At 60.8% G+C, this 22,188-nt stretch carries 25 protein-coding genes; 22 read left to right on the top strand and 3 right to left on the bottom strand.

Features of this window, described 5'->3' with window-relative positions:
- The first annotated feature begins 13 nt into the window (after nt 1–13).
- From NCR98_RS31730 to NCR98_RS31700, 7 genes are all read left to right on the top strand, one after another.
- Nucleotides 14–745 (top strand): PRTRC system protein B, encoded by a 732-nt coding sequence (locus NCR98_RS31730; protein WP_250528367.1) that lies wholly within the window; start codon nt 14–16, stop codon nt 743–745.
- Nucleotides 745–1,401, top strand: coding sequence for a PRTRC system protein A (locus tag NCR98_RS31725; protein ID WP_250528506.1), 657 nt, complete (start codon nt 745–747; stop codon nt 1,399–1,401). The genes NCR98_RS31730 and NCR98_RS31725 overlap by 1 nt, the downstream gene beginning before the upstream one ends.
- Nucleotides 1,398–2,231 carry a PRTRC system ThiF family protein gene (locus tag NCR98_RS31720; RefSeq protein WP_250528366.1) on the top strand — a complete coding sequence of 278 codons (834 nt, stop codon included), beginning with the start codon at nt 1,398–1,400 and terminating at the stop codon, nt 2,229–2,231. The genes NCR98_RS31725 and NCR98_RS31720 overlap by 4 nt, the downstream gene beginning before the upstream one ends.
- A gap of 574 nt (nt 2,232–2,805) precedes the next feature.
- A complete protein-coding gene (locus NCR98_RS31715) occupies nt 2,806–3,267 on the top strand; it encodes an outer membrane lipoprotein (RefSeq protein WP_250528365.1) in 462 nt (153 codons plus the stop codon).
- 110 nt (nt 3,268–3,377) lie between these two features.
- Nucleotides 3,378–3,776 carry a hypothetical protein gene (locus NCR98_RS31710; RefSeq protein WP_250528364.1) on the top strand — a complete coding sequence of 133 codons (399 nt, stop codon included), beginning with the start codon at nt 3,378–3,380 and terminating at the stop codon, nt 3,774–3,776.
- Nucleotides 3,773–4,237 (top strand): hypothetical protein, encoded by a 465-nt coding sequence (locus NCR98_RS31705; RefSeq protein WP_250528363.1) that lies wholly within the window; start codon nt 3,773–3,775, stop codon nt 4,235–4,237. The genes NCR98_RS31710 and NCR98_RS31705 overlap by 4 nt, the downstream gene beginning before the upstream one ends.
- 230 nt (nt 4,238–4,467) lie before the next feature.
- Nucleotides 4,468–4,926: a hypothetical protein gene (locus NCR98_RS31700; protein WP_250528362.1), complete on the top strand. Its 459-nt coding sequence runs from the start codon at nt 4,468–4,470 to the stop codon at nt 4,924–4,926.
- Nucleotides 4,927–5,035: 109 nt separating this feature from the next.
- On the opposite strand, the gene NCR98_RS31695 is transcribed toward NCR98_RS31700, so the two are convergent.
- Nucleotides 5,036–5,533, bottom strand: a complete 498-nt coding sequence (locus NCR98_RS31695; protein ID WP_250528361.1) for a hypothetical protein — start codon at nt 5,531–5,533, stop codon at nt 5,036–5,038.
- Here NCR98_RS31695 and NCR98_RS31690 point away from each other — a divergent pair, their 5' ends adjacent.
- From NCR98_RS31690 to NCR98_RS31675, 4 genes are all read left to right on the top strand, one after another.
- Complete coding sequence (locus tag NCR98_RS31690; RefSeq protein WP_250528360.1) at nt 5,534–6,547, top strand: hypothetical protein; 1,014 nt, start codon at nt 5,534–5,536, stop codon at nt 6,545–6,547. It abuts the gene before it with no gap.
- A 252-nt stretch (nt 6,548–6,799) separates the two neighbouring features.
- Nucleotides 6,800–7,825 (top strand): P-loop NTPase family protein, encoded by a 1,026-nt coding sequence (locus tag NCR98_RS31685; RefSeq protein WP_250528359.1) that lies wholly within the window; start codon nt 6,800–6,802, stop codon nt 7,823–7,825.
- A gap of 109 nt (nt 7,826–7,934) precedes the next feature.
- Nucleotides 7,935–8,849: a hypothetical protein gene (locus NCR98_RS31680; RefSeq protein WP_250528358.1), complete on the top strand. Its 915-nt coding sequence runs from the start codon at nt 7,935–7,937 to the stop codon at nt 8,847–8,849.
- Nucleotides 8,850–8,858: 9 nt separating this feature from the next.
- Nucleotides 8,859–10,115 (top strand): vWA domain-containing protein, encoded by a 1,257-nt coding sequence (locus NCR98_RS31675; protein ID WP_250528357.1) that lies wholly within the window; start codon nt 8,859–8,861, stop codon nt 10,113–10,115.
- 75 nt (nt 10,116–10,190) lie between these two features.
- Here NCR98_RS31675 and NCR98_RS31670 read toward each other — a convergent pair whose 3' ends face one another.
- The gene (locus tag NCR98_RS31670) at nt 10,191–10,658 is read right to left on the bottom strand and encodes a hypothetical protein (protein ID WP_250528356.1); all 468 of its coding nucleotides are present in this window, start codon (nt 10,656–10,658) and stop codon (nt 10,191–10,193) included.
- Nucleotides 10,659–10,684: 26 nt separating this feature from the next.
- Nucleotides 10,685–11,152 carry a zinc-finger-containing protein gene (locus NCR98_RS31665; RefSeq protein ID WP_250528355.1) on the bottom strand — a complete coding sequence of 156 codons (468 nt, stop codon included), beginning with the start codon at nt 11,150–11,152 and terminating at the stop codon, nt 10,685–10,687.
- Nucleotides 11,153–11,520: 368 nt separating this feature from the next.
- On the opposite strand from NCR98_RS31665, the gene NCR98_RS31660 reads away from it, so the two are divergent.
- The 11 genes from NCR98_RS31660 to NCR98_RS31610 are packed head-to-tail and all read left to right on the top strand — an operon-like array spanning nt 11,521 to nt 22,085.
- A complete protein-coding gene (locus NCR98_RS31660; RefSeq protein ID WP_250528354.1) occupies nt 11,521–12,570 on the top strand; it encodes a TadA family conjugal transfer-associated ATPase in 1,050 nt (349 codons plus the stop codon).
- 12 nt (nt 12,571–12,582) lie between these two features.
- Entirely contained in the window at nt 12,583–12,936 is a 354-nt protein-coding gene (locus NCR98_RS31655; RefSeq protein WP_086966748.1) for a conjugal transfer protein TrbC, read from the top strand.
- A 1-nt stretch (nt 12,937) separates the two neighbouring features.
- Nucleotides 12,938–13,246: a VirB3 family type IV secretion system protein gene (locus NCR98_RS31650; protein WP_174447239.1), complete on the top strand. Its 309-nt coding sequence runs from the start codon at nt 12,938–12,940 to the stop codon at nt 13,244–13,246.
- Entirely contained in the window at nt 13,240–15,702 is a 2,463-nt protein-coding gene (locus NCR98_RS31645; protein ID WP_250528353.1) for a VirB4 family type IV secretion system protein, read from the top strand. The genes NCR98_RS31650 and NCR98_RS31645 overlap by 7 nt, the downstream gene beginning before the upstream one ends.
- A 35-nt stretch (nt 15,703–15,737) precedes the next feature.
- Nucleotides 15,738–16,493, top strand: a complete 756-nt coding sequence (locus tag NCR98_RS31640) for a TrbJ/VirB5 family protein (protein ID WP_250528352.1) — start codon at nt 15,738–15,740, stop codon at nt 16,491–16,493.
- Complete coding sequence (locus NCR98_RS31635) at nt 16,493–17,512, top strand: type IV secretion system protein (RefSeq protein WP_250528351.1); 1,020 nt, start codon at nt 16,493–16,495, stop codon at nt 17,510–17,512. Before NCR98_RS31640 ends, NCR98_RS31635 begins: the two co-directional genes overlap by 1 nt.
- Nucleotides 17,509–18,870: a TraI domain-containing protein gene (locus tag NCR98_RS31630; RefSeq protein ID WP_250528350.1), complete on the top strand. Its 1,362-nt coding sequence runs from the start codon at nt 17,509–17,511 to the stop codon at nt 18,868–18,870. The genes NCR98_RS31635 and NCR98_RS31630 overlap by 4 nt, the downstream gene beginning before the upstream one ends.
- Nucleotides 18,867–20,738 (top strand): conjugative transfer system coupling protein TraD, encoded by a 1,872-nt coding sequence (gene traD, locus NCR98_RS31625; RefSeq protein WP_250528349.1) that lies wholly within the window; start codon nt 18,867–18,869, stop codon nt 20,736–20,738. Before NCR98_RS31630 ends, traD begins: the two co-directional genes overlap by 4 nt.
- 10 nt (nt 20,739–20,748) lie before the next feature.
- The gene (locus tag NCR98_RS31620; protein ID WP_053572914.1) at nt 20,749–21,267 is read left to right on the top strand and encodes a hypothetical protein; all 519 of its coding nucleotides are present in this window, start codon (nt 20,749–20,751) and stop codon (nt 21,265–21,267) included.
- The gene (locus NCR98_RS31615) at nt 21,224–21,478 is read left to right on the top strand and encodes a hypothetical protein (RefSeq protein ID WP_250528348.1); all 255 of its coding nucleotides are present in this window, start codon (nt 21,224–21,226) and stop codon (nt 21,476–21,478) included. The genes NCR98_RS31620 and NCR98_RS31615 overlap by 44 nt, the downstream gene beginning before the upstream one ends.
- Complete coding sequence (locus NCR98_RS31610) at nt 21,471–22,085, top strand: IncC plasmid conjugative DNA transfer DtrJ family protein (protein ID WP_086966741.1); 615 nt, start codon at nt 21,471–21,473, stop codon at nt 22,083–22,085. Before NCR98_RS31615 ends, NCR98_RS31610 begins: the two co-directional genes overlap by 8 nt.
- The last annotated feature ends 103 nt before the right edge of the window (nt 22,086–22,188 follow it).

Here is a 22,188-nt window from a genome sequence, read left to right as displayed (position 1 = left end):
CTAGGAGTTTTATATGAAAGGGCTTGATATTGGCTCCGACCGCGTCGACGAGCTCGCGGCGACCAGCGCCATCTTGCTGTACGACCGTCATCAGGATCGCAGCGCAGTCTACGGAACCGTTCATCCGGTGACGCAGGGCAAGAGCGGCCGGGCGACGATTGGAGCCGGAAGGCCGATCGACCGCATGGCGCTTGTTGATTGCCTGCGTGAGCTGGCTCAGAACGCGGCGCCGAAGGCGGAATTTTTGCCTGAGACGGTGCTCGCGGTGTCGCAAGACGCGGTGATGTGGTGGTGCAGACCGGCGATGCGAAGAGTGTTCTTCGACTGTCAGGAGATCGGGCGGCGCAGTGCGGTCGTCCCGCATCCGGGGTTGGTGTTCCGTGCAGCTTCGAGCGGGTTTTCCGTGTTCGCGCTGCAGGAAGACAGCCGGCCAACGCCTGAATCGAAGCTGCACGAACCGCCTTACTTTAACACCTGGGACTGGGGGCGAATCTGCATCGGCTCTGCGCACGTTCCTAAGCGGATCGATATCGAATCGATCAGCGGCTGGGAGGGCGGATTCTTTGAATCGGCCTTCACACACCCGAACCACGGCAAGAGACGTGTTTCACATCCGAATGGCGAGTTCGCGTTCTGGAAAGAAATGCTCGACGGCAAGTACGGCGAGCAATTCCCGAAAGATGCGCTCGTCCCTATGGACCTTACCCTCGCTGAGCTGATCGCCGGCAAACAAGGAGTTCGATGATGAATGCTGGTGCTTTAAATCCTGCAGATGCCGCGCTTCAACGCTCGTTTCCTACCGTCATGGTGCCCCGGCGTGAGTCGGTCGCGCCAATGCAGGCGGCAGGCGAGCGACTGCTCATCGGCGAGAACGGTGTCTTTCTGGAAATCGACCTGCCGTGGCTTTCGGTCGTTCGCCGCATTGCGCACTACACGGTTTCGACCGCGATCCCGTACGGGAAAGTGGCCGAATTGACCGAGTTGCGTTGTGGTGCGGTGCCGCCCGAGTTGATCGGCGAGTTCGTCGCGATGGCGCGCGCCGCGCATCCGCTGGAAACCGGTGCTTGGATCGTCTGGAACGTCGAAACGAAGCAGTTTCGCCTCGCGCCTGTAAAGGTGCTGTCGCAGGGCACCGGTTCGCTGAAGTATGAGCGGCCGGAGCTTCTGGCGAGCGAACTACGCGTGATCGACTGCCACTCGCATGGCGCGCATCCCGCGTACTTCTCGCCGACAGACAACGAAGATGACCGACACGAGACGAAGTTCGCCTTCGTCGTCGGCAACTGCGCATCGTCGGTGCCAAGTATGGCGATGCGGCTGTGCGCCAAAGGCATCTTCGAGAACGTCGAGCGCGTGCCGAGCAGTTGGTACGCGGCGGCTCGCGCTGAGGAGGTTGTATGAACGGGACTATCCGACATCAACTTCCTTCGCGGATGCTCGAGCGAAGCTGGAATGTGGTCGTTGTAGGCGCGGGCGGCACCGGAAGTGCGGTGCTCCCGAGCTTGGCACGGCTGCACCACGCGATGCTCGAACTGGGCCACCCGGGCAGCATCGACTGCACAGTGTTCGATGACGACACCGTCAGCCCAACCAACGTCGGCCGGCAGGGCTTCTATCCGAACGACGTGGGCGAGTACAAAGCCTCGCTTATCGTCAATCGGCTAAACGCACTGATGGGCACGAACTGGCGGGCGGAAACCCGGCGCTTTGGCCCGGGCGAGCCGCTTTACAACGTCGATCTCGTGATCGGCTGCGTGGATACGCGTGCCGCTCGAGCTGCAATCGTCGGCGCGGCCCAGCACACTGGGGCGTATTACCTCGACTGCGGCAACGACACGGATCGGGGCCAAGTCGTCATCGGTCAAGTCTGTGGCAAGAGCTACGCGCTGAAGCATCCTGAACGGCTGCCGCATGTGGGCGAGTTGTTTCCGGAACTGATCGACGCGAAGCTCGATGCAAAAGACGAGACCCCGTCCTGTTCGATGGCCGAGGCGCTGCGCAAGCAGTCGCTGGTCATCAATCAGGCCATCGCGGTCCAAGCATTCAACATGCTCTGGACCATGTTTCGAACCGGCGCGGTGCCGTTCTCGGGCGTGTTTGTGAACCTCGCAACGGGGCGCACAAATCCGATTCCGTTGGACCCGGCCGCGTGGGCGCGTTTTGGGTACGAAGTTCCGAAGCCGCCTGTGAAGAAAGTGAGGAAGAGCCGCAAGGCCAAGCTCGCTGCGTAAGTAGTCGCTGTTCCATCACTGCCGACCTCCGCAAGGGGTCAGCGTGTGGTCGGTCAGGACGTCGAGGCCAGTCCGCCGCAGCTTTACGCCGGTCGTATTCATTCGGTGTGGAGCGACGGCACGGCGATGGTGGATTGGGACTTTTCGCTCAACCATCAAGCCGAACGGCATCTGGTGCAAAGCGGTCGTGTCAGACTGCATCACCTCAGCCATACCGCCTCGTAGCTCTTCGTAAGTGACGCGTCCAGTGCAGTTTGCTGGACGCCGTTTCTTCAGGTCCAAACCTTTCCTTGATGGGAGCCTCCCATCAAGGGCGGCTCCTACCTTTTCAGGAGTTGCCCATGTTTCCGATGCTCAAACACGCTCTCAGCAGCCTCGCCTGGTACGCCAAGCAGGACGCCGAAGCCTGAAAGATGCTGTCGTTTCTCGTTGTCGTTGTGTACGTCTCGACGGCAATCGCCTCGGTCACCCACTGACTCGCGCAGCTTGCCGCTACGTATTTCTCGTTCCTCTTCCCTTTGGGGCAAACCAGCCCTTTGGGAATGGATTGCCCCGCTTTCATTTCAGGTGATCCATGTTCAAGTTTCTCTGGTCCGTGTTGCCTCTTTCGGTTCTGACAGGCTGCGCCACTGCAGACTTCGGTTCGCCGAACACTTATCAGCGCTACGACGTTCAACGTATCGGGCAATTCGAGCAGGCGACCATCCTGCGCGTGCGTCCGATCACGATTGAAAGCAATTCCGACTCGTCAGGCATTTCGTCGATCGTCAGTGCAGCAGCGGGTGCCTTCCTGGGCTCGCAAGTCATCGGCAATGGTCGCGGCCGCTACATCGCAGGTGCGTTGTCAGGCTCCGCTTCGGGGCTGATTGCACAGCGCGTCAGTTCCGTAATGTCTCGCCATAGCGGCGTGGAAGTTTTCCTTCGCCGCGCCAATGGCCAAACCGTTGTCGTGACGCAGGTCGATGACCAGCAGTTCGCGCCCGGACAGCAGGTTTTTCTCGTCTCGAATGGGTCCGGCTACCGGATCACCCATTAACGCCGCCTTCGTGCGGTTCTATCAATCTCGATAGCGCGGTGAAAGCCGCGCGAACCCTTGCGGGGCAGGCCCCCGCAAGGGACCTGCCTCGTCTTTACTGTGAGGCAACCATGAAGTTTCCCCGAGTGTTTTATGCAGACCGCAGCAGCGCCAATGCTGGCGCGAAAGCGGCTCTGCAACGTCATGCGACGCGCGTTCTGCGACGCGTTGCTCAGGACTTGCGCCTCCCAGCGCATGCGCACGAAATCGTCACCGATACGCGCCGCGGCAATGCTGCGGTAAGGGTGTCGTTGCGCACGGAGACGTTGTTTGTCGACGTGCTCGAGCGTCGAGGCGATTCCGGTGTCGCGCTGAGCTTTAGAACCCGGCGCGGCCGCTCCGACCTGACGGGCGGTGGTGAGAACCACGTTGCGCTGACCCAACTTGAAACGCCCGCGGGCTACCGAGCGATGCTTGACGGCCTGCGCTTGGCCGGTGGCATCGACTTGAAGTGCGGAGGTCGTCGATGAAACTGGCGAAAGTGAAGATTGAGTACAGCTCCGGAACCACTATCGTGGACCGAGTGACGCTCGATCCCGCGACAGGCCAGGTTCATTTGGCTCCGCGATTGCTCGGACTGTTGAGCAAGAAGGACGAGTCTGAGTGTTCTCCGGCGTTCAGCCTGGAGTACAGAGGGCACGTCTTGCCGGTCACGCCCGTCGTCAACGGCGGATATGTGGTTGCTCTTCCTGCGGACCCGCCCCCAGGAATTCGCCAAATCCTGCATGCGGTCGCGACGCCGTCGAAGGATCAACGCCAGCAAAACGGGCGATACCTCCATACGCTATCGGCTGCGTCTATCGGCGGCACTGTAGGCTATGTCCACTCCGCGTCGTCGTGGAACCTCTCGACTGTCGTGGGTGCAACGATTCTCGCGTCGCTTGGGGTAGTATTGTGGTACGCGGGTTATCACGCAATGAAAGGAGAGTGAAATGGGTGCATCAATTTTTACGTTAGTGCTTGGCGTGTCCATTGCAGCTTTTTTCATGTGGACGTCCAACAACGGCCGCAAAGCCGATCGCGAACGCGATTGGGGCAAATGATTCGACGCAGCGCAAGCTGAGTCCAAAGACAAAGCCGCACCTTCCGGGGTGCGGTTTTTTTTCGACTTCTTTTTTTCTGACGCGCCCTCGGGCGCGTTTTTCATTTCAGGAGCTGGTTATGTCTCAAGCAAACGCCGATGTGCTGTCGGGCGCTGTTAGCAACGGTATCACCGCCGATGGTGCAGTCGATCTCAAGTCAGTCGCCCGGCTGGACACCGACGGCAAGACGGTCGATCAGGTTTTCCAAGATCTGTGCCGCTTCGTGCGCGGAACGGAGCTCGAACCGGAGTGGCTTTGCCCCGCGAACCTGCAGGACGACCCTAACGAAGCCATGTACGGAGCGCGCCACAGCAGACCGTGGCCCGAGCCGTCGTCACACGACCGGATTTCCGTGTCTGTGTGCATCGGCAACTCGGAAGGGTGGATCGTTCATGTGGACTTCGTCAGCCGACCGCAGCTCAGCGACTCGCTCGACCGGACCTACGCGATCATGCCGTTGCTTCGCGCGAAGGTGTTTTCGACTGACCACGCGTGGTCGCTCGCGCGTCTGATCGCCCGTCTAATCGACGCGGCGTAATAGCTTCTCAACTCTTATCCGCGCCCGTTTTGGCGCACTTAACCCTTGCCGGGCATCGACCCGACAGGGAGCGATTGCCCGCAATTTTTCCGAGGCAATCGGCCATGTATCAGCTTTCCTTCTCGCGCTCCGCCCATTCCTTCCGTACGATGCTCGAAGTGCTCCGTTTCCTGCGAGACGACGCGAGCGTCGCAGCAGTTGACGCCGCGAAGATCGCGCTTACGTTCGTCAGCCACTCCGTATCGTCACTCGTTATAACGGCACGCTGACCGTTCGTCGGCCTGGAACGGCGACAAGCCTCTTCCTGTCGCTCATCGACGAGATCGACGCGGCCTACTTCAGACCGTCGTTCGCCGCGCTCGAAGCGTGGCAAATCCGGCGCCAGCACTGGCAACTGCTCTATCTGGCTTTTGATCTGGCACGCGAGCCGCTGTATTTGTTCTCCTCGGATCAGGTGGCGCAAGCCAACGAAGAGGCGGCTAAGAGCGGCCGTCGCGGGCTGGACCTGTTCGAGCTGCTGCAGGGCGAGTCCGAGCGTCGGTTCGGCTTTCGCTACGCCGGCCCGGTGCTGGACAATCGACAGTGCAACGGTCGGCACGAGGTTCATGTGGCCTACGCGCTCGCCGCGGGAAAGCCCGTTGCGCAGGCGGTGATCGATGACTACGCTTCGTTGTCGAAGTTCGATTCCGACTTGCAATGGGCCAAGCCGCTTCTAGCGGTGCCGGAGTTGCGTGGGGCGCTTCCGCTCGCGAAGCTCGTGCCGCTGGCAACGGTGATGCGTCATTCGAAGCAGGCCATCACCTCTGACAATGCGGCGCTGCTCGCGATGCTGATGGGTCTCGTGCCGAACTCGCCAACGACGGTCGAAGTCGACGACTTGCTGTACGCGAAGGGCATTCTCGAAGCGCATCCTTTGCCTGAGGCGTACTTGAAGCCCGTCGATGTCGGCCTGCCAACCTGCCAGTTCGCGGAAGTGTTGCGGCGTACGCTCGCCGACCGCGCGCGGGACAACCGGCTGGCGGAACTGGAGCAAGCACGCAAGTCGGGCAGTATCAGCGCACGCCGCTTCCAGCTCGACTCGCAACTGGCCCTTCTCGACCACGGCAGGCATACGCACACGTTCGCCAACGAGTTTGCGAAAGCAGTGCAGACGGCCGACATGTCCTATCTGCTCAGCATTCTGGACCGGCCAGACGACGCCAACCGCGCGACCAAGCAAGCGGTCCGCGAGGTGTTCGGCATCAAGCTCATCGGCGTTCGCGCCGCGGCTCGGTGTCGCGCCATCTTCCAACTGGCGGGGATGGACGCCACGCAGCAGGCAGAGTGGGAAGCGCTGTCGGTCTCGCAACGCGAGGCAAGGCGCGTCGCCCGCGAGGTTGCACGCGCTCGCGAGGCGGCCGAAATGTCGCGCATCCGCATGCAAGACGGTGCAGTCGTGACCGGTGCGCAATGGGTGGACAGGACGATCGCAGAAGGCTTCTCCGAGATCGTGAGCGTGCGGCAGGGCACTAGCGTGCGTTATGCGCTCGCTGACCCGGTTCGGCATTTGCAGGTATCGCTTCGCGCAAACGACGATACGCTCGCCTACGCGCGCGTGTCGCTTGAACAGCGCGCAAGCTGATTCTCTTTCGACCAACCCGGCCATCGTGCCGGGTTTTTTTTCACCGCTCGCGCAGACACGGCGGCTTAAGGCGCTATGAAATAGTGACCTTTCCACGGATTGACTGATCCCACGACCCCTACACTGCATCTATCACCCGCGTCACTGACGCATCGACCCAGCCGGCCACGAGCCGGCTTTTTCATATCTTGCCCCACAGGGACCACGTCCCTACGGGCGTAGTCTTTATGGGGCTTCTCTTTGGAAGCCATCATGAAAGTCACGCCCGCTCAACTCACCGAACTCCTCTCGCTGTACGTGCCGAAGCGTCTGCCGGTGCTCATCACTGGCCGCCCCGGCATCGGCAAGAGCGATATCGTCGAACAGACCGCGCATGCGACTGATCACGAACTGCTCATCAGTCACCCGGTTGTCGAGGATCCAACCGACTCGAAAGGGTTGCCGTTTCCCTCGCCCGATGGCGCGACCGCCAAGTTCCTGCCGTTCGGGGATTTGGAACGAGCGATGACTGCCAGACGACCGCTCATCTGGTTCCTGGACGACCTTGGGCAGGCCTCGCCCGCCGTGCAAGCCGCGAAGATGCAGTTGCTGCTCGCGCGGCGCGTCGGCGAGCACGTTCTGCCGCCGCAGGTCACGTTCCTCGCGGCCACGAACCGCCGCACGGACAACGCCGGTGTCTCCGGGATTCTCGATCCGGTGATCTCGCGTTTCGCCACGGTGGTAGAGCTGGAACCGACCATCGACGACTGGACGCAGTGGGCCGTGCGCGAAAACATCCCGCCGGCACTCATCGCGTTCCTGCGCTTCCGTCCGGACTTGCTGTCCGTGCAGAAGACGTCGCGCGATATCGAGAATGCACCGAGCCCGCGTAGCTGGGGGTTCGTGGCGAGAACCATGGAAGTAGTCCCCAAGCACCTGGAGCACATCTCCTACGCCGGTTCGGTGGGAGAGGGTGCCGCGACGGAACTGGTCGCGTTCCTCCAGATCTTCCGCGAGCTGCCGAATCCGGACGCGATTCTTCTCGCGCCCGACACGGCCATGATTCCGACGACGCCTTCGGCGTTGTACGCGATCGCGGCCGCGCTTGCCGCACGCGCGAACGAAAACAACTTCGATCGCGTCGTGCGCTACACCGAGCGTCTGATCGGTGAAGGGCACCGGGAGTTCGCGGCGCTGCTGGTGCGCGATGCAGTTCAGCGCACGCCGCAGATCCAGAACTCGTATGCCTTCATTGGCGCGCAAGGCGGAGAGATCGGCAAGATCATCCGCGGCGAGTAATCACGCAATACCCCTTTCTCAGCATCACCCATGTTGGCCCTGTCGCGTCTTCGGACGCACAGGGCCTTTTTTCTTGGCTTCATCCAATCCATTTCTACGAGGTTTTCTCATGGACATCACTTCCATTCAATCGAAGGTCATGCTTTGCTCCGTCACGATTTCTACCTGGGTCGCCCGCCGTTTCGACGGCAAGGTGACGCAGGAAGTCGAGAGCAAGCACCACGCGAAGGGCATCGGCAGATTCAACAAACGCCTGTTGCCCGAGCACGCGCCGAGCTTCGCAGAAGTCGTGACGCTCGCCGGCCGCATCCGCTCGTACTTCTACGACCACACCCTGAAGTACGACCAGTTGGGCGTGCGGCTGCTGCCGACGATGGTCTACATGAACTTCGCCGAAAAGATGCGCTCGTTGAAAGACGAGTTCGACTTGGCGGTCTCCGTGTTCCTGACCGACTACCTGAACTTGAAGGAGGCGGCTCGCGAAGAACTGAACGGACTTTTCAACGAGGCGGACTATCCGACCCTCGCTGAGCTGTCCACGAAGTTCGGCGTGAAGATGGCCGTTCTGCCGTTTCCCGACGCGAGCCAGTTCGGCGTCGAGCTTCCGGCGAATGTGCTCAACACGCTCAAGAGCGAACTGGACCAGCACGTTCTGGCCTCGATCACGACCGCGAACGAGGACCTGGTTCGGCGTCTGTACGAAGCCGTGTCGCAGATGGCTAACCGGCTGTATGCGACTGGCAACGTCCGATTGGACGTCGCCAACAACGTGCGGGAACTCTGCGCGTTGCTGCCGAAGCTCAACTTCGCGAACGACCCGCAGCTCACGCACATCCTCGAGCAGGCCAAGACGCATCTGGCCGTGCACACGGGGGCGGAGCTGAAGGACTCACGCGTGCTTCGTTCTCAGGTGGCCAGCAAGGCACAGGAGATCGAAGGGCTGATGGCCGCGTTCATGGGCATGCAGCCGGAGCCGACGGAGGTTGAATCGGCGGGTGCAAGCCAACTGCGCCTCGTCGCGTAAGGGGGCGTTATGGACCGCACCGATGTCGTACTGGGCAGTAGCGCGGTCCATCCGCGCATTGCCCGGCAGCGGACCGAGCTCGTCCTCTCGCAACCCTTCTTCGGGGCGCTCGCGCTCCGATTGAGCGTTCGCGAGGATCCGTCGACCAAGACGTTTTGGGTGGACGGCGAAACGCTAGGCTACAACCCGAAGTACATGGAATCGCTTAGCGACCTTGAAGTCAGGGGTGTCGTCGCGCACGAGGTGCTCCACGTGGCCAATGGCCACTGCTGGCGTCAAGGCGCGCGCGACCCCGACCGATGGAACGATGCCTGTGACTACGCGATCAACCCGATCGTCTTGTCGTCGGGCATGGTTCTGCCGAAAGGGGCGCTCGTCGATCCGCGCTATACGGGCAAGTCGGCCGAGGAGATCTACGGTTTGCTGACGCAGGAGGCGAAAGAAAAGCAGCAACAGCCGCCGCTGCAGCCGCAGCCGGGTCCGCAAGACCAGCAGCAGCCGAACGGCGGACAGGCTCCGAAGCTTGGTGGCGAGAACAGCACCGCGCCGGGACAGTCGCCCGCCGACCAGCCAGCGAAACCTGGCTCCTTTGGCGAAGTGCGGCCCTTCAACGGTCCGGACAAGCCGGTAAAGGAAGCGGAGTGGAAGGTTGCCGTCACGCAAGCCGCGAAAGCCGCCGCTATGCGCGGCAAGCTTCCCGGCGATCTGCAGGCGATGGCGGGCGAGGCAGTGCGGCCTGTCGTTGACTGGCGCGCGGTGCTGTATCGCTTCGCGCAGCAGTCGTCGCCGTCGGACTACAGCTTCGCAACGCCTAACCGCCGGTATCTGCATCTCGGGTTCTATCTGCCCGCGCTGCATACACCGGCGGTCGGCGACGCGGTCTTCGTGCGTGACTCGAGCGGTTCGGTGTTCGACGAGACGCAGGCGCAGTTTGACGCGGAGATCCTCGCGGTCTTCCATTCGTTGAAGCCCGCGCGCTTGATCGTGATGGATTGCGACACGCGCGTGACGCAGGTGCAGATCTTCGAGCGAGGCGACTCACCGGAGATCAAGCCCGTGCGTGGTGGCGGCGGGACGGCGTTCGTCGACCCGTTCAATCGAGTCGCGGAAGACGGTATGAACCCTGCCTTTCTGGTCTATCTGACAGATATGGTTGGGCGCTTCCCGACTGTCGCGCCGCACTACCCGGTGCTGTGGGCATCGACCACGCCACTGACGCGCGCCCGCAAGGCACCGTTTGGCGAGACGATGGAGGTGATCTGCTAGAACCCGGCTAAGCCGGACATCCCTTGAAAAAAAGCCCGGCGATTTTGCCGGGCTTTTTTTCGACTGCGCGCATGCTTAGGCCGGGCGTTTCTGCAGCGGCTGGTACGCCTCGCCGCCCTTGAACCGCTCTAGACGGTCGCTCGCCGTGGTCAGCGCGCCGAGCGTCGCGCTATGCAGTTGCCGGTCGTACATGGTGACGATCACAGCCAGCAGCGCGAAGGCTGACTCGGACGACACACCCCACGTTCCTGTGCGCCGGCCACCGTCAAACACTTCAGCCATTGCTCGGTCTGCCGCCAGCAGCGATTCGTGCGAAAACTCGCCGTGGCCCGCCTCGCTGAGAAACTTGCCGAGCAACACGACTTCGGTGATGTGCTGCGCGGGGCCAATGTGGTCGCAGGCGCCGCGGATCGCTTCCAACGATAGGTGGGCACGCAGCGCAAGGTCATCGGCGACGGCACGCGGGATCGGAAGCAGTTGCGCCTTGGTGAGGCGCGCACGAGCCGCTTGAGCGGAGCGTTGGAAGGGAAGGGTGCGAGACATAGCAAACGTTTGATTGACTGCCCGTATTAACGATCTTCCCACGCCGGTTCTGAAGGGCTAACGGTGCGCGCGCGCTGGAAACGCTCGACAAAAGCGATCGCGCGCTCGCATTGATCCGCGTCGAGCGTATGGATTGAGCATTTCTCCGCATCCGCCCCGATCTCGGCCGCCAGCCATTTCATCGCTTTGGCGCGCGCCTCAAATACGTTGCACCCATCGCGCCGGACCTTCGCCGCAATCAGCGGCTCGAGCGCCGCGTGGAGCTTCGCCTTTAGGTCGCGCAGGGGGGCGTCGGCGAGACGGCCGAGCGGTACGTGGCGGGTGCTGCGCGGAAACACGCCGACCCACGCCTGGCAGTCCGCGCAAAGCCACAATGAGCTGTGATCGTCGCGGTAAGGGTAGGCGTCGTCACCGGCGCGCACGAGCGTCGCGGGCGTGCCGCAGTAGTCGCAATTGGGGTGGGGAAGCGGTTTGACTGGTTTTCCGACGCGCATCGCCGAGAACTCCGGGCGGGAATCTTAGATATTAGCAAGTCGGCATGCACTGCCATGCAGCCACGGCGTTTCATAATCTAAAAAGCGTGCCGAATAGGGGGGGATGTGCATATTCGGCACGTTTTGTAACAGAGATTTTTTCCTTTGATTTCAGTAACCTAGGAAAAAGACCAACCGAGACGGGACACTCTCCGGAGAGCGTTGGTCACCTGCCTCGTGAAAAGTAGCGCCCGATTTCCTCCGTTACAGTCGCGGAGATATCGCCGCAGTCGCCGCAAAGCTGCTCAATTTGACGCCTCTTTCGCTGCCTGCGCACGTTTGCCAACGCCAACAATAGCCGACATGTTAGATCGCCCGCAAAGCATCGCATGTCCGAGTCTGCCGACAATCACATCCTAAAGCTGCGCCCCCTTGAAGCTGAAGCCGTGCGCATGTTCTTCCATGCGCTTTCGCCGCTGCGCGAATTGCTCGACTCCCCCGACCTGGCGGAAATCATGATCAACGATTACCGCAACGTCTGGGTGGAGCGTCGCGGCGTGATGACGCGCGAGAACATCGACCTGCGCCCCGAACAACTCGAGGGCGCAATCCACTCGCTCGCATCGTCCGTTGAGAAGTCGGCGAAAGCGGGCAGCGACAAGGGCATCATCAATGCCGGTCATCAGAACTTGCGTATCGCAGCGGTCATGAGCCCGACGTCGATCGACGGGCACGCGCTGAGCATCCGGAAGCACCGCGAATCGAAGCTGACGCTGTCGGACTACGTGAACTTGGGGGCGTTCTCGGCAGCCAACGCGCGACCGGAACACGCGGAAGCCATTCACTTCGAGGAAGGCATTGAGGATGAAGCGCTCATGCGCGCGCTCGTCGCGCTCGTTCAGTCGCGCAAGAACGTGCTCGTCGCCGGCGGCACGTCGGCGGGTAAGACGACGTTCCTCAATGCACTGATCGAACAGATTCCGTCCGACCAGCGGGTCATCTCCATCGAGGACACGATGGAACTGAAGCTGCACGTGCCCAACCGCGTGCGGCTGCTCTCAAACGCCGACACCAACGTGACGACGCAACTGCTCGTCGTGCTGTGCCTGCGCTTTCGCCCCGACCGCATCATCGTTGGTGAAGTGCGCGGTGGCGAAGCGTATGACCTGCTGCAGGCGCTCAACACCGGCCACGACGGCGGTCTCGCCTCCATTCACGCGAACAACGGGCGCACTGCGTTGAGCCGCCTGGAATCGCTCGCCATGCTCGGCATCCCGACCGGATCGCGGTGGGAGCTGGAAGACATGCGCAAAAACATCGCTGACTGTTTCAACTACGTCGTGCATTTCAAGCGCACCGGCGAGATGCGGCACGTCTCCGAAATCCTCGAAATCCGGGGATTCAAAAACAACGATTACGACCTACAACGCGTTTTTTAACGGGAGCATCAAATGAAGGGCAAGAAGGTAATGAATAGAGCCGCCACGGTCGCGAAGCATCTGCGCCCGGGCAAGTCGATGTTGGTCGGCGCGCTGCTAAGCGTCGTGTCGGTCGCCGCGATGGCAGCGGGGGATTTTTCCAACCTGACGGGCCTGACGGACATCATCTGCACGATCAGCAACTTGATCAGCGGCCCGTACCTGTACGGCATCGGCATCGTGCTGATCACGCTCGGCGGTGTCGCAGTCGCGAACTCGGAAAGCAATATCGCCAAGACGTTTTCGGTGGTACTGGTCGGCCTCGGTATTGCGTCGGTCGCCGTGCCGATCATGCAGAGCCACTTTCACATGGCTAACGCCTGCTGATATGCGCCAGCACAAGGTTAGTCGAGGCCTGTCGTTGCCGCGCCAAATGGGCGGCGCAGACCGGGGACTCGCCATTTTCAACGGGACGATGACGGCGCTGCTCACCTACACGAGCTGGACCCCAGGATTTCTCATTGTCGGCGTGGTGGTGCACGTGTTCTTGCGCTGGAAAAGCTCGACTGACCCGTGGTGGCGAATCGTGATGCTGGTGTACAACCGCTACCCGGACGTCTATGAGCCGGGGCCGAGCAGCCGTTTTAGCGCACGCTTCAAGCGACCCTACGGTTTTGACCAGGACTTGCCATGCTGAAATCGATGTTCACCAAGCGCGCGGTGCAGGAAATCGCGCCGTGGGCGACGATGGTCACGCCCGAACTGGTGCTCAATAAGGACGGGTCGTTGCTGACTGTGTTCGAGTTTGAAGGCATCGACGCCGATTCGCCTAATCCGGGCGACATCACGGCCGCCCGCGACAATCTCGACCACGCATGCCGCAACTTCGATCACCGCGTGACCGCGTGGTGGCGCATGTCGCACCGGCGCGTGCGCGGAGGCATGGACGGCACGTTCGCGTCCGAAGCCGATGCGCGCGTCGACGCGATCAATCAAGCGATCATTGGCAGCGGCAAGTACTTCAAAAACTCGCACTCGCTCGCGCTGGCGTTCACGCCTGAAACCGGCATCTCGCGGATCTTCGACAAGATCAGCTATCACATGACGGTCGGCGGCAAGAATTTGGCTGTCGCGATGTTCGAAGCGGCGAAAGACACGATCCTCGCACGCAGTGCCTTCGCGTTCGACCTGACCAAGATCCAGAACGAGATCAAGCGGTTCGAGTCGGTGATCGACGGATTCGTCGGCGGCGTCACGCGCCTGAAGATGAAGCGGCTGCAACTCCAGAACGCGTTGTCGTTCCTGCACCAACGCGCGAACCCATCGTCGCCAAAACGCCGCGTACGTTATCCGGTCACGATGCTCGACACCCACCTGACCGAATCGGAAGTCACGATCGGCGCGACCGAATTGATGTTCGAATCGGCGCACGGCAAGGTGTACGCGCGCATCATCGGCATCAAGGAATGGATGGGCTTTCAGGAGGCGGCGCTCGACGTGCTCTCGCAGGTGGACGCGGAGCTGGATGTCTGCGTGATGTTCCGGTTCCTCGACACGTCGCGGGCGAGCGCGTACATCAAAAAAATTCGCGGCTTCTACAAGGTCGCGGCCTTCAATCCCGTCGCGATCCTCAAGCAGTGGGCAACGAAGGAAGAGCAGAAAAACGACGAAGGCCGTGAGATCTTGGCGAAGGAGGCGGGTGACGCGCTCGCAAAGCTAGACGCCGAAGGCCAGCAGTACGGCTTCGCCAATATTTCGGTGGTCGTTTATGGGAGCACGCCGGAAGAGTGTGAGGACGCGACGCGTCAGGTGGTCGGCGTCATCGGCAACGCGGGGTTTGGCGTGATTCTCGAGAAGACGAACCTGTTCGCCTCGTGGAGCGCGACGCTTCCGGGTCGCTGGGATCAGCAAAAGCGCCTGCAGTTCGTTGAGACGCCCGCCGTCTCCGACATCGCCCCGCTTTGCAGTGTGGGCGAGGGTTCGAAGGTCAACGAATGGCTGACGCAGCAGTCCGGCACGAAAACCGGCCCGCTTACGTGCCTGCCGACCCGCCATCGCACCCTGCAGTATTTCGACTTGCACCATCCGGGGGGTAAGGCGCACACACTCGTCGTTGGTCCGATCGGCGCGGGCAAGTCGGTGTTTTTGAATTACCTGATGACGCAGACGGGCCGCCACGGCGCGCGCCGTATCCGCTTCGACAAGGACCGATCAACCCGTATCCCGACACTGCTCGGCGGCGGCCGGTTCATCGATGCCACGGGGCGCTTCGAGGCCGCAACCTCGGTCAATCCGCTTTCGCTGATCGGTGAGCAGAAGCACTGGTCGTACGTTGCCGATTGGGTGCAGCTTGCCATCGAGGGCGAGGACTATACCTGCACGCCGCAGCAGCAGACCGAAATCTACGACCGGATCAAGACGTTGGCGCTCGGCTTCCCGGCTGAGAAGTGGCGCTTGTCGAGCTTGATCACGCTGCTGCCCGCGGATCTGCGCGAGCGGTTGCAGGTGTGGACGGAAGGCAATAAGAACGGCAAGTTTTTCGACCACGCCGAAGACGGCTTCGCCATATCCGACGACCTGTCGATCGAGATGGGCGACCTGTTCCAGAACTTCCCGGTGGCCGCCGCGTTGTTCATGGACTACGCGTTCTACCGGATCGCGCAGATTCTCGACGGCAAGCGCTACACGGTGATCGAGATCGAGGAGGCGGGCTTCTTCTTCACCTATCCGAAGTTCTATGCGCGCCTCGAAATCTGGGCGGTGACGATCCGAAAGCTCAACGCGGCGCTGGTGATGGCCACGCAGTCGCTTGGGCAGTTGGCACGCGTCCCGAACTTCGAGATTCTGAAAGAGAACATTCCGAACATCATCTATCTGCCAAACAGCGACGCGATCAACAACCAAGGCTTGTACAGCGAAGTGTTTGGTCTGACGCAGCACCAGATCAAGATGATTTCCGACGCGGTGCCAAACCGCGACTACCTGTGGGTGACGGCGAAACAAAGCCGAATGCTGCAGGCCCAGTTTCCTAAGGAGGCGCTCGCCTACCTGCGCTCGGATGGTCGCGCGCAGGCGCTCCTCGACAAGCACGTCAAGTCCGGCAGCCCACAGTGGCAGGAGGAGTACGTGCGCGACGTACTCGTCAACGCTTAACGCTTTATCCGCAAGGTACCGCCATGATGAAAAAAATGCTCCGCTGCATCGCAGCCACCGGCGTGCTCACGCTCGGGTTTGTGCAACACGCCAACGCGAACATGCCGGTGTTCGATGCGTCCAACTTCATTCAGAACACGATGACAGCCGCGGCCGCCGTGAAGGGTGAGGTTTATCAGGATTCGAACCTCGTCTATCAGTACCAGATGATGCTCAACCAGCTCAAGCAGGCGACCAACCTCGATCCGTCCGCGATGCTGGCACAGTTCAGAAGCATCACGAGCGATATTTCGAGCCTCAGCAAGTACACCGACGCTTTGAAGGATTTGTACGGTGGCCTGCAAAGCAACGCGGAGTACGCGAGCAAGGTCCAGGCTCTTATCACGCAGTCGGGCAAGACGCCGGAGCAGTGGTTCACGGACCAGAACACGCTGCTTCAGAACAACGACAAGACGGCCAAGCAACTCTTCCAGCAGGGCAACGACGTCATATCGCACGTCAGCACGCTCGCCAAGCGCCGGCAAGAAATTCAGGACCAGCTGAGCATGTCGCCGACGATGGAAGCCACCGCACAGTTGACCACGCACATGCTGGACATCATCTCCAGTCAGAACAGCGACCTTCTGACGATGATGGCAGCCAAGCAGCGAAGCGATGCCGTGAAGGATTCGGCGACGATCGTAGATCAGCAGGCGAACAATGCGGCGCAAGCGTCTCTCAAAGCTAAGCAGGACCAGCAGCGCGCTGCCTTCGACGCTCAAATCGGGTCGTCAAAAGTACTGGGGCAGTGATGGCACAATCATTAATGGGTACGCTGAGGACGGTTGTCCTGCTCCTGGCAACGATCGTCGCCATGGTGATCTTCCAGACTGGCGCGTTCGCGCAAGCGGCTAACGCTTCGCCAAGTTCTGCGACGGACGCTGGAACAGCGGCGCTTGCCAGTCCGGACGGCGACTTCGGCAAGGGCGCACAGACGGCCGTCACGCAAATCGATTCGCTAGTAGGCAATTTGATACCCAACGCGATAACTGCGAGTTCTGGCGTGATGGACGAGGCGAACAAGTTCGCTTGGGGTTTGGGCGTCATCTCGCTGGTCCTCGTCGGCGTTCGATTCGCCGGCACCCATCATCCGATCTCTGCCTGGGTCAATTTATTCGAGGAGGTCGCTGTACTTGGCATCTTCGTCGCGCTCTACCTCGGCTACACGTCGAGTGCGAGCGGGTTCTGGACATGGTTCAAGGATCTGGCAGCACATATCAGTGGCGCGTCCGATTCCTCGACGGGTGGCCAGATGGCGCACTTGGCAGGCGTCATCTTTGACGGGCTAAAGGAAAAGCTGAAGTCAATTAGGATTTTGAATATTCCAGCGGTCCTGTCTGATGCGGCGGTCATGTTGCTCGCCGCGTTCTTCATGTGCTTGGCGGCGATCGTCTTCATCTACTACTCGGCAGTAGGGCAGATTCAATCGGCTATTGGGATCGTGCTGGGGCCAATCGCGATCGCTCTCGCTTTTTCGTCCTACACCCGCAACTACTTTGTCAAGTGGCTGGACTGGATGATCAGCGCCGGAATGTATGTCGTCGTCGTTGCGATCTTGATGAAACTTGTCGGATCCTCAATCGGCGACGCGGTGTCGAAGGCGTCTGGCGTTGGTGGTGCAACAACGGTGAACGCGATGTACGTTTTTAATCTGGCGATATTTATCCTTTTGTTGTCGCTCGAGATTCCGAAGCTTGCGGCGATCTTTGGCGGCGGCGCAAGCGCAACTGGCACTGCGGCGCTGAAGTTGGCGAAGGGTTTCATTCCATGATCGCCGCTCACCAAGCAATCCTCGCCGAGGACCTATTCGCTACGCACCTGAAGCGCATTGAGCTTGTTCGTCAATGCGCAAACGAGAGCACTGAAACGGAATTCGCGCGTAAGTGGCTTGCAGTGTTACGCCGCTGCGCGAATTGGTTTTCGTCTATGCCACTGACGCCCGAGTTGCATTGCGAGCCCGGCGGTGCATTCCGCGCGACGATTGAATCGACGTTCTATGCCATGCGGCTTGCCGGTGGGCAGAAGTTTGCGGCCGATCTCACGTCCGACAAGCGTCGCCGGCTCGAGCCGCAATATAACTACGCCGTGTTCCTGGCCGCCGCATGCTCGCTGCTTGACGAGCCGTTTCGCCACTTCGAGATGGTGCGGCTTTCGGACCGCACCAAGTGGAATCCGGCGGCGCACGGGTCGTTCGGCACGTGGATCGGAACCGGTCAGTTCGCCGTTGAGCGGCGCGTGACGCCACTGAAGAATGAGCGCATGCGCACGGCCATGTTTGCCCAGACCGTCATCACGCCAGAGCTGCTCTCAGGGTTCGACACCGCGGTGTTGGACGACCTCTTCAATGCGATAAATCCCGAGCGCAGCCCGCAAGGGTTCGAACCCCTCGTCCACAAGGTAGTGCGGCAGGCCATGGACGTTGCGGTCGACTTCGAGCGCAAGGCTCAACGCGCCGTGTTCGCGCCGGTGAAGTATGACGTTCCCTCAGCCGTGCACGTCGCGCTCGCGCTTGAGCCGCAGTTCGTCGCGACGCCCGCCCCGGCCAGTATCGATTCGTCCGTCGAGCAGGGACAGACGGCCGCGACGGTCGCGCCCGTACCGCCGGCGACTACCTCAGAGCCGCAGTCTGCCGTTGTTGGAGCAACGGCCGCGTCGGAGCAGCAGGCAAGCGCCTCTGCGCCGAAGTTCTCTCAGTCGTTGCTCGATGCGTTGGAGCGCAGCGAAGCACAGGCCGCTGGTGCGGCTGCGGCTGAGCCCTCGACCGGCCCGAGCACGCCTGCGTCGCGCCCGGCGCCGATCGACCCTGCCGCAGCGCGTCCAGCAAGGTCCAATGCAAACAGGGTTGGGCCGTCTGACGAAGAATTGACGGAACTCCTGGGACCCGGCGCTGCCATGCTGAAAGAGTTTTTCAAAGCCCTTGCTGGCGACGTGGCGACCGGAAAGGCGGAAGTGACGTGGGAAGAAAAGGGGTTGGCCGTCAAGAAGCGGCTCGTCGGCGGATACGGCATCACGAGCGATACCCTTGTCGAACAACTCAAGAAGCGCAGCCTCCTCATGCGCGCACACGGCAATGACATCTGCATTGTCGAGCGCGCCGGACGTCTCATCGTGGAGCGACCCGCGGCATGAATTACGTCAATCACTTCCGTCCGATCTATGAGTTTCGACCGTTTCTCGTTTGGCCCATCGTCATCGTTGGCATCTTAGTCTCAGGGATGCCCTACGGCTGGGCGTTTGCGCTAGCCGGCGCGGTGCTACTGTCCATCCGCGCGCTTCAGATATGGAAGGCGCTGAGCTTTCGTATGGCCATCTCAACGAAATGGCTGAGCAAGATTCGAATCGAAAAGCTCCTTGCCACGCAGAACGCGATGCGGAAAAAAGCTGACTCGATGTATCTGGGCATCGGATACGAGTGGACGCAGAAGCATACCCAGATTGCCCACGAAATCCTCCGGATGCCGGTAACCGATATTCCGTCGTTGCCGAAGTGGCTGTCCAAGACCGAGACCGGCAGGACCGTGGAGGCGCGCATTGAGCGGCTATTCGGCCCGCGGGACAGCATTCCCGACCGCATGCCGCAGGGATCGTCCTGGATCCACGGTATGGAACAGCAGAAGGTCGAGGTGCCGTTTCACTATAAGGCGATGGGCGGTCACACGCTGGTGGCGGGCACGACTGGCGCGGGAAAGACCCGCACCTACGAAGTCATCTCCACGCAGGTGATCCACAACGCAAAGGACGTCCTGATCATCGTTGACCCGAAGAACGATGACGAGTGGAAGAAGCGCGTGGAAAAGGAATGCGCGCGCACCGGCCGCAAGTTCCTGTACTTCAATCAGGCTAAGCCCCATGAGTCGATGCGCCTGAATCCCCTTGAGAACTGGTCGCAGCCGTCGGAAATTCCGTCGCGCATCGCGCAGTTGATGGAAGAAGGCCAGTTCCGTGACTTCGCGTTTCTCTTTATCGACCGCGCCGTGAAAGGGGAGCTGTATGTCGGCGACAAGCCCAATTTGCACTCGATTCTCAAATACGCACAGTCAGGCATCGGCAATTTGCTCGACCGTGGGCTCCGACGATTCTTTATCGAAAACGGCCTGACCGATTGGGAAGAACTGACCGTAACGGCGACGGTAAAAGACGCGCAGCGTCGCAACGACGTTTCGATGATTGACGGGATGGTGAAGTTGTATCTCGACCGCTTTGCCGCTCACGACCGAGGGCACGAGACGATCGATGGGTTGATCGCCACGCACACCCACGACCGCGAGCACTACATGAAAATCATCGCGTCGGCGTTGCCGCTGCTTCAAATGCTCGCGACAGGCGAAACCGGCCTGATGCTCGCGCCTAAGGCGGATGACTTCGAGGACGACCGCGAAATATGGGACATCGACAAGATCATCAAGCAGAAGGCGGTCTTGTACATGGGGCTCGACTCGCTGTCGAACAACATCGTCCAGAAGGCAATCGCGTCCATGGCATTGTCGGACGTCGCGGCCGTCTGCGGCGCCATCTACAACTTCTATGCAGAGAAGCCTGACGTCGTGCTCATTATCGACGAGATCGCCGAGGCCATCAACGAGCAGGTTATTCAAATCCTGAACAAGGGACGCGGGGCAGGGTTCAAGGCGTTCGTCGCGTTCCAGGCGCGTGCGGACCTCGAAGCGAAACTCGGAAACGCAGCGAAAATGCTGCAGGTTTTGGGCAACCTCAATAACCAGGTGGTGCTTAGACTAGAGGACTCAGATACAGCTAAGTGGTTCTCGGACAAGGTCGGAGAGACTGCTATCCGGGTGGTGAACGTGTCCAACAGCACCAATACCACGACTGAGGCGCATGCGCTCGAATTCAGTGGCTCTCAGTCCCGGTCCATTCAGTTGGAGAAGGTGCCACTCATTCCGGTGAAGCTGCTTCACAGTTTGCCGAATCTGCAGTACTTCATGCGCATCTCTGGCGGTGCCGTGTATCAGGGTCGAATTCCTATCATCGAAGGCTAAAACACAAGTTATGTCCGCTGCATATAAAAACATCATTCGCGATCACAAGCTCTCGCACAGGTTGGTTGCGGTCTTCAATGTCGCACCGGAGCTGGAGCTCGCGTGCTCGCGTGTGGCCGACTTCATCGGGGAGCGGTTTATGGGAGACAAAGGGCCGCTGGCTGCGGAGATGATCGAGTCGGCGCTAGATGGTTTCCGGCGCGCGAAGCGCACGGGTGACCAGCACATCGCGTTCATGCAGGGCTTGTTCGAACCGTCGAAAGCGCTGTACGCCCGCCGGCTTGTCGCGCGGTTTGGCGACAAGGTATCGGTGTGGTGCCCGATGGTCGAGGCGATTCCCGCGTTCGAAGCGCGCCATTTCGAGTACCAGTTCGAGATGGTCGATGAGCGTTGTCCGGACGAGATCACTGAGCGCACCGCCGCGTTTCAGCTCGCCGCACGCGTGCTTCAAGGAGAAGCCTTCCGCCGTTACTTCGAGGAATACGATGTCGCTCACCGTTACGATCATAGCGAAGCTGTCGGGAGTTGAGCCGCGCACGGCTCAGCGGGCGCGCGACACTGCCGCCGCCTTTGACGGCGACGTCAATGCAGCGGTGCCCGAGGAATTCACTTACGGCGCGGGCGCCCGGTGCTATGCGTTGGCGACAATCGCCGAATTCCGCCCTGCGCTGTTCTGGGGCGGACTGATGGCACTCGTCGCGGTGCCCGCCCTCTTGCTAGTCAAGGTGCTACATGGCTAGTCGATTCGGTTCGCACATCAAGGTGTGGTTTCTGCTCGTGCCGGTGCTTGCCATCGCCGTCATGCCGGCGATCCCGGAGCGCAAGCTATTCGAAGTGCCAGAAGCGGAAACACATTCTCTCGTTGAGTCAGTCGGGCAGGACCGGGTCGACCGCGCGATGCGTAGCGCCAACGACGAGTTCCGCCGTGCTTTTGTCGATAGCGGGCTGCTGCACCGCACGCTGAATGCCTCGGGAAAGGTAGGCGGCTTGGACGACGGCGGGTTCTCATCGTTCGCACATACGTGGACCGAAAACTTCTGGCTGCTGGTTTACCGGATGCTGTTCCGCGCGATGGTTATGAAGATGTGGATCATCGGGACGCTGCTTTTTGCGATCGGCATGTTCATCGACGGTGCGGCGCGGAGGAAGATCAAAGCGTCGGCAGCGGGCTTCGTGAGTCCCTTGTCTTTCCATCTGGCAGGCCACGGGTTGCTGCTCGTGACCGGCACGCTGTTCGCGGTGCTGGTAGTTCCGTTGCCTGTCTTGGTCGGGTATTGGGTCGCCGTTGCTGCGCTCCTCGGAGCTCTCCTGTGGAAAGCGGCCGAGTCCTTCCAGTCGTCGAGATAGGGAAAACGTCGCACGACTCGTTAGCAGTTCGACAAACAAATTGCTTCATCTCCCTCTAGGCAACGCTACCCGGATAGCGTTGCCTTTGTTTTTTCCGCCTTCG

It is taken from the genome of Caballeronia sp. GAWG2-1, assembly GCF_023631405.1.
Classification (GTDB): domain Bacteria; phylum Pseudomonadota; class Gammaproteobacteria; order Burkholderiales; family Burkholderiaceae; genus Caballeronia.
Note: the sequence above shows the minus strand (reverse complement) of the source record. Positions and strands in the feature narration are given on the sequence as shown.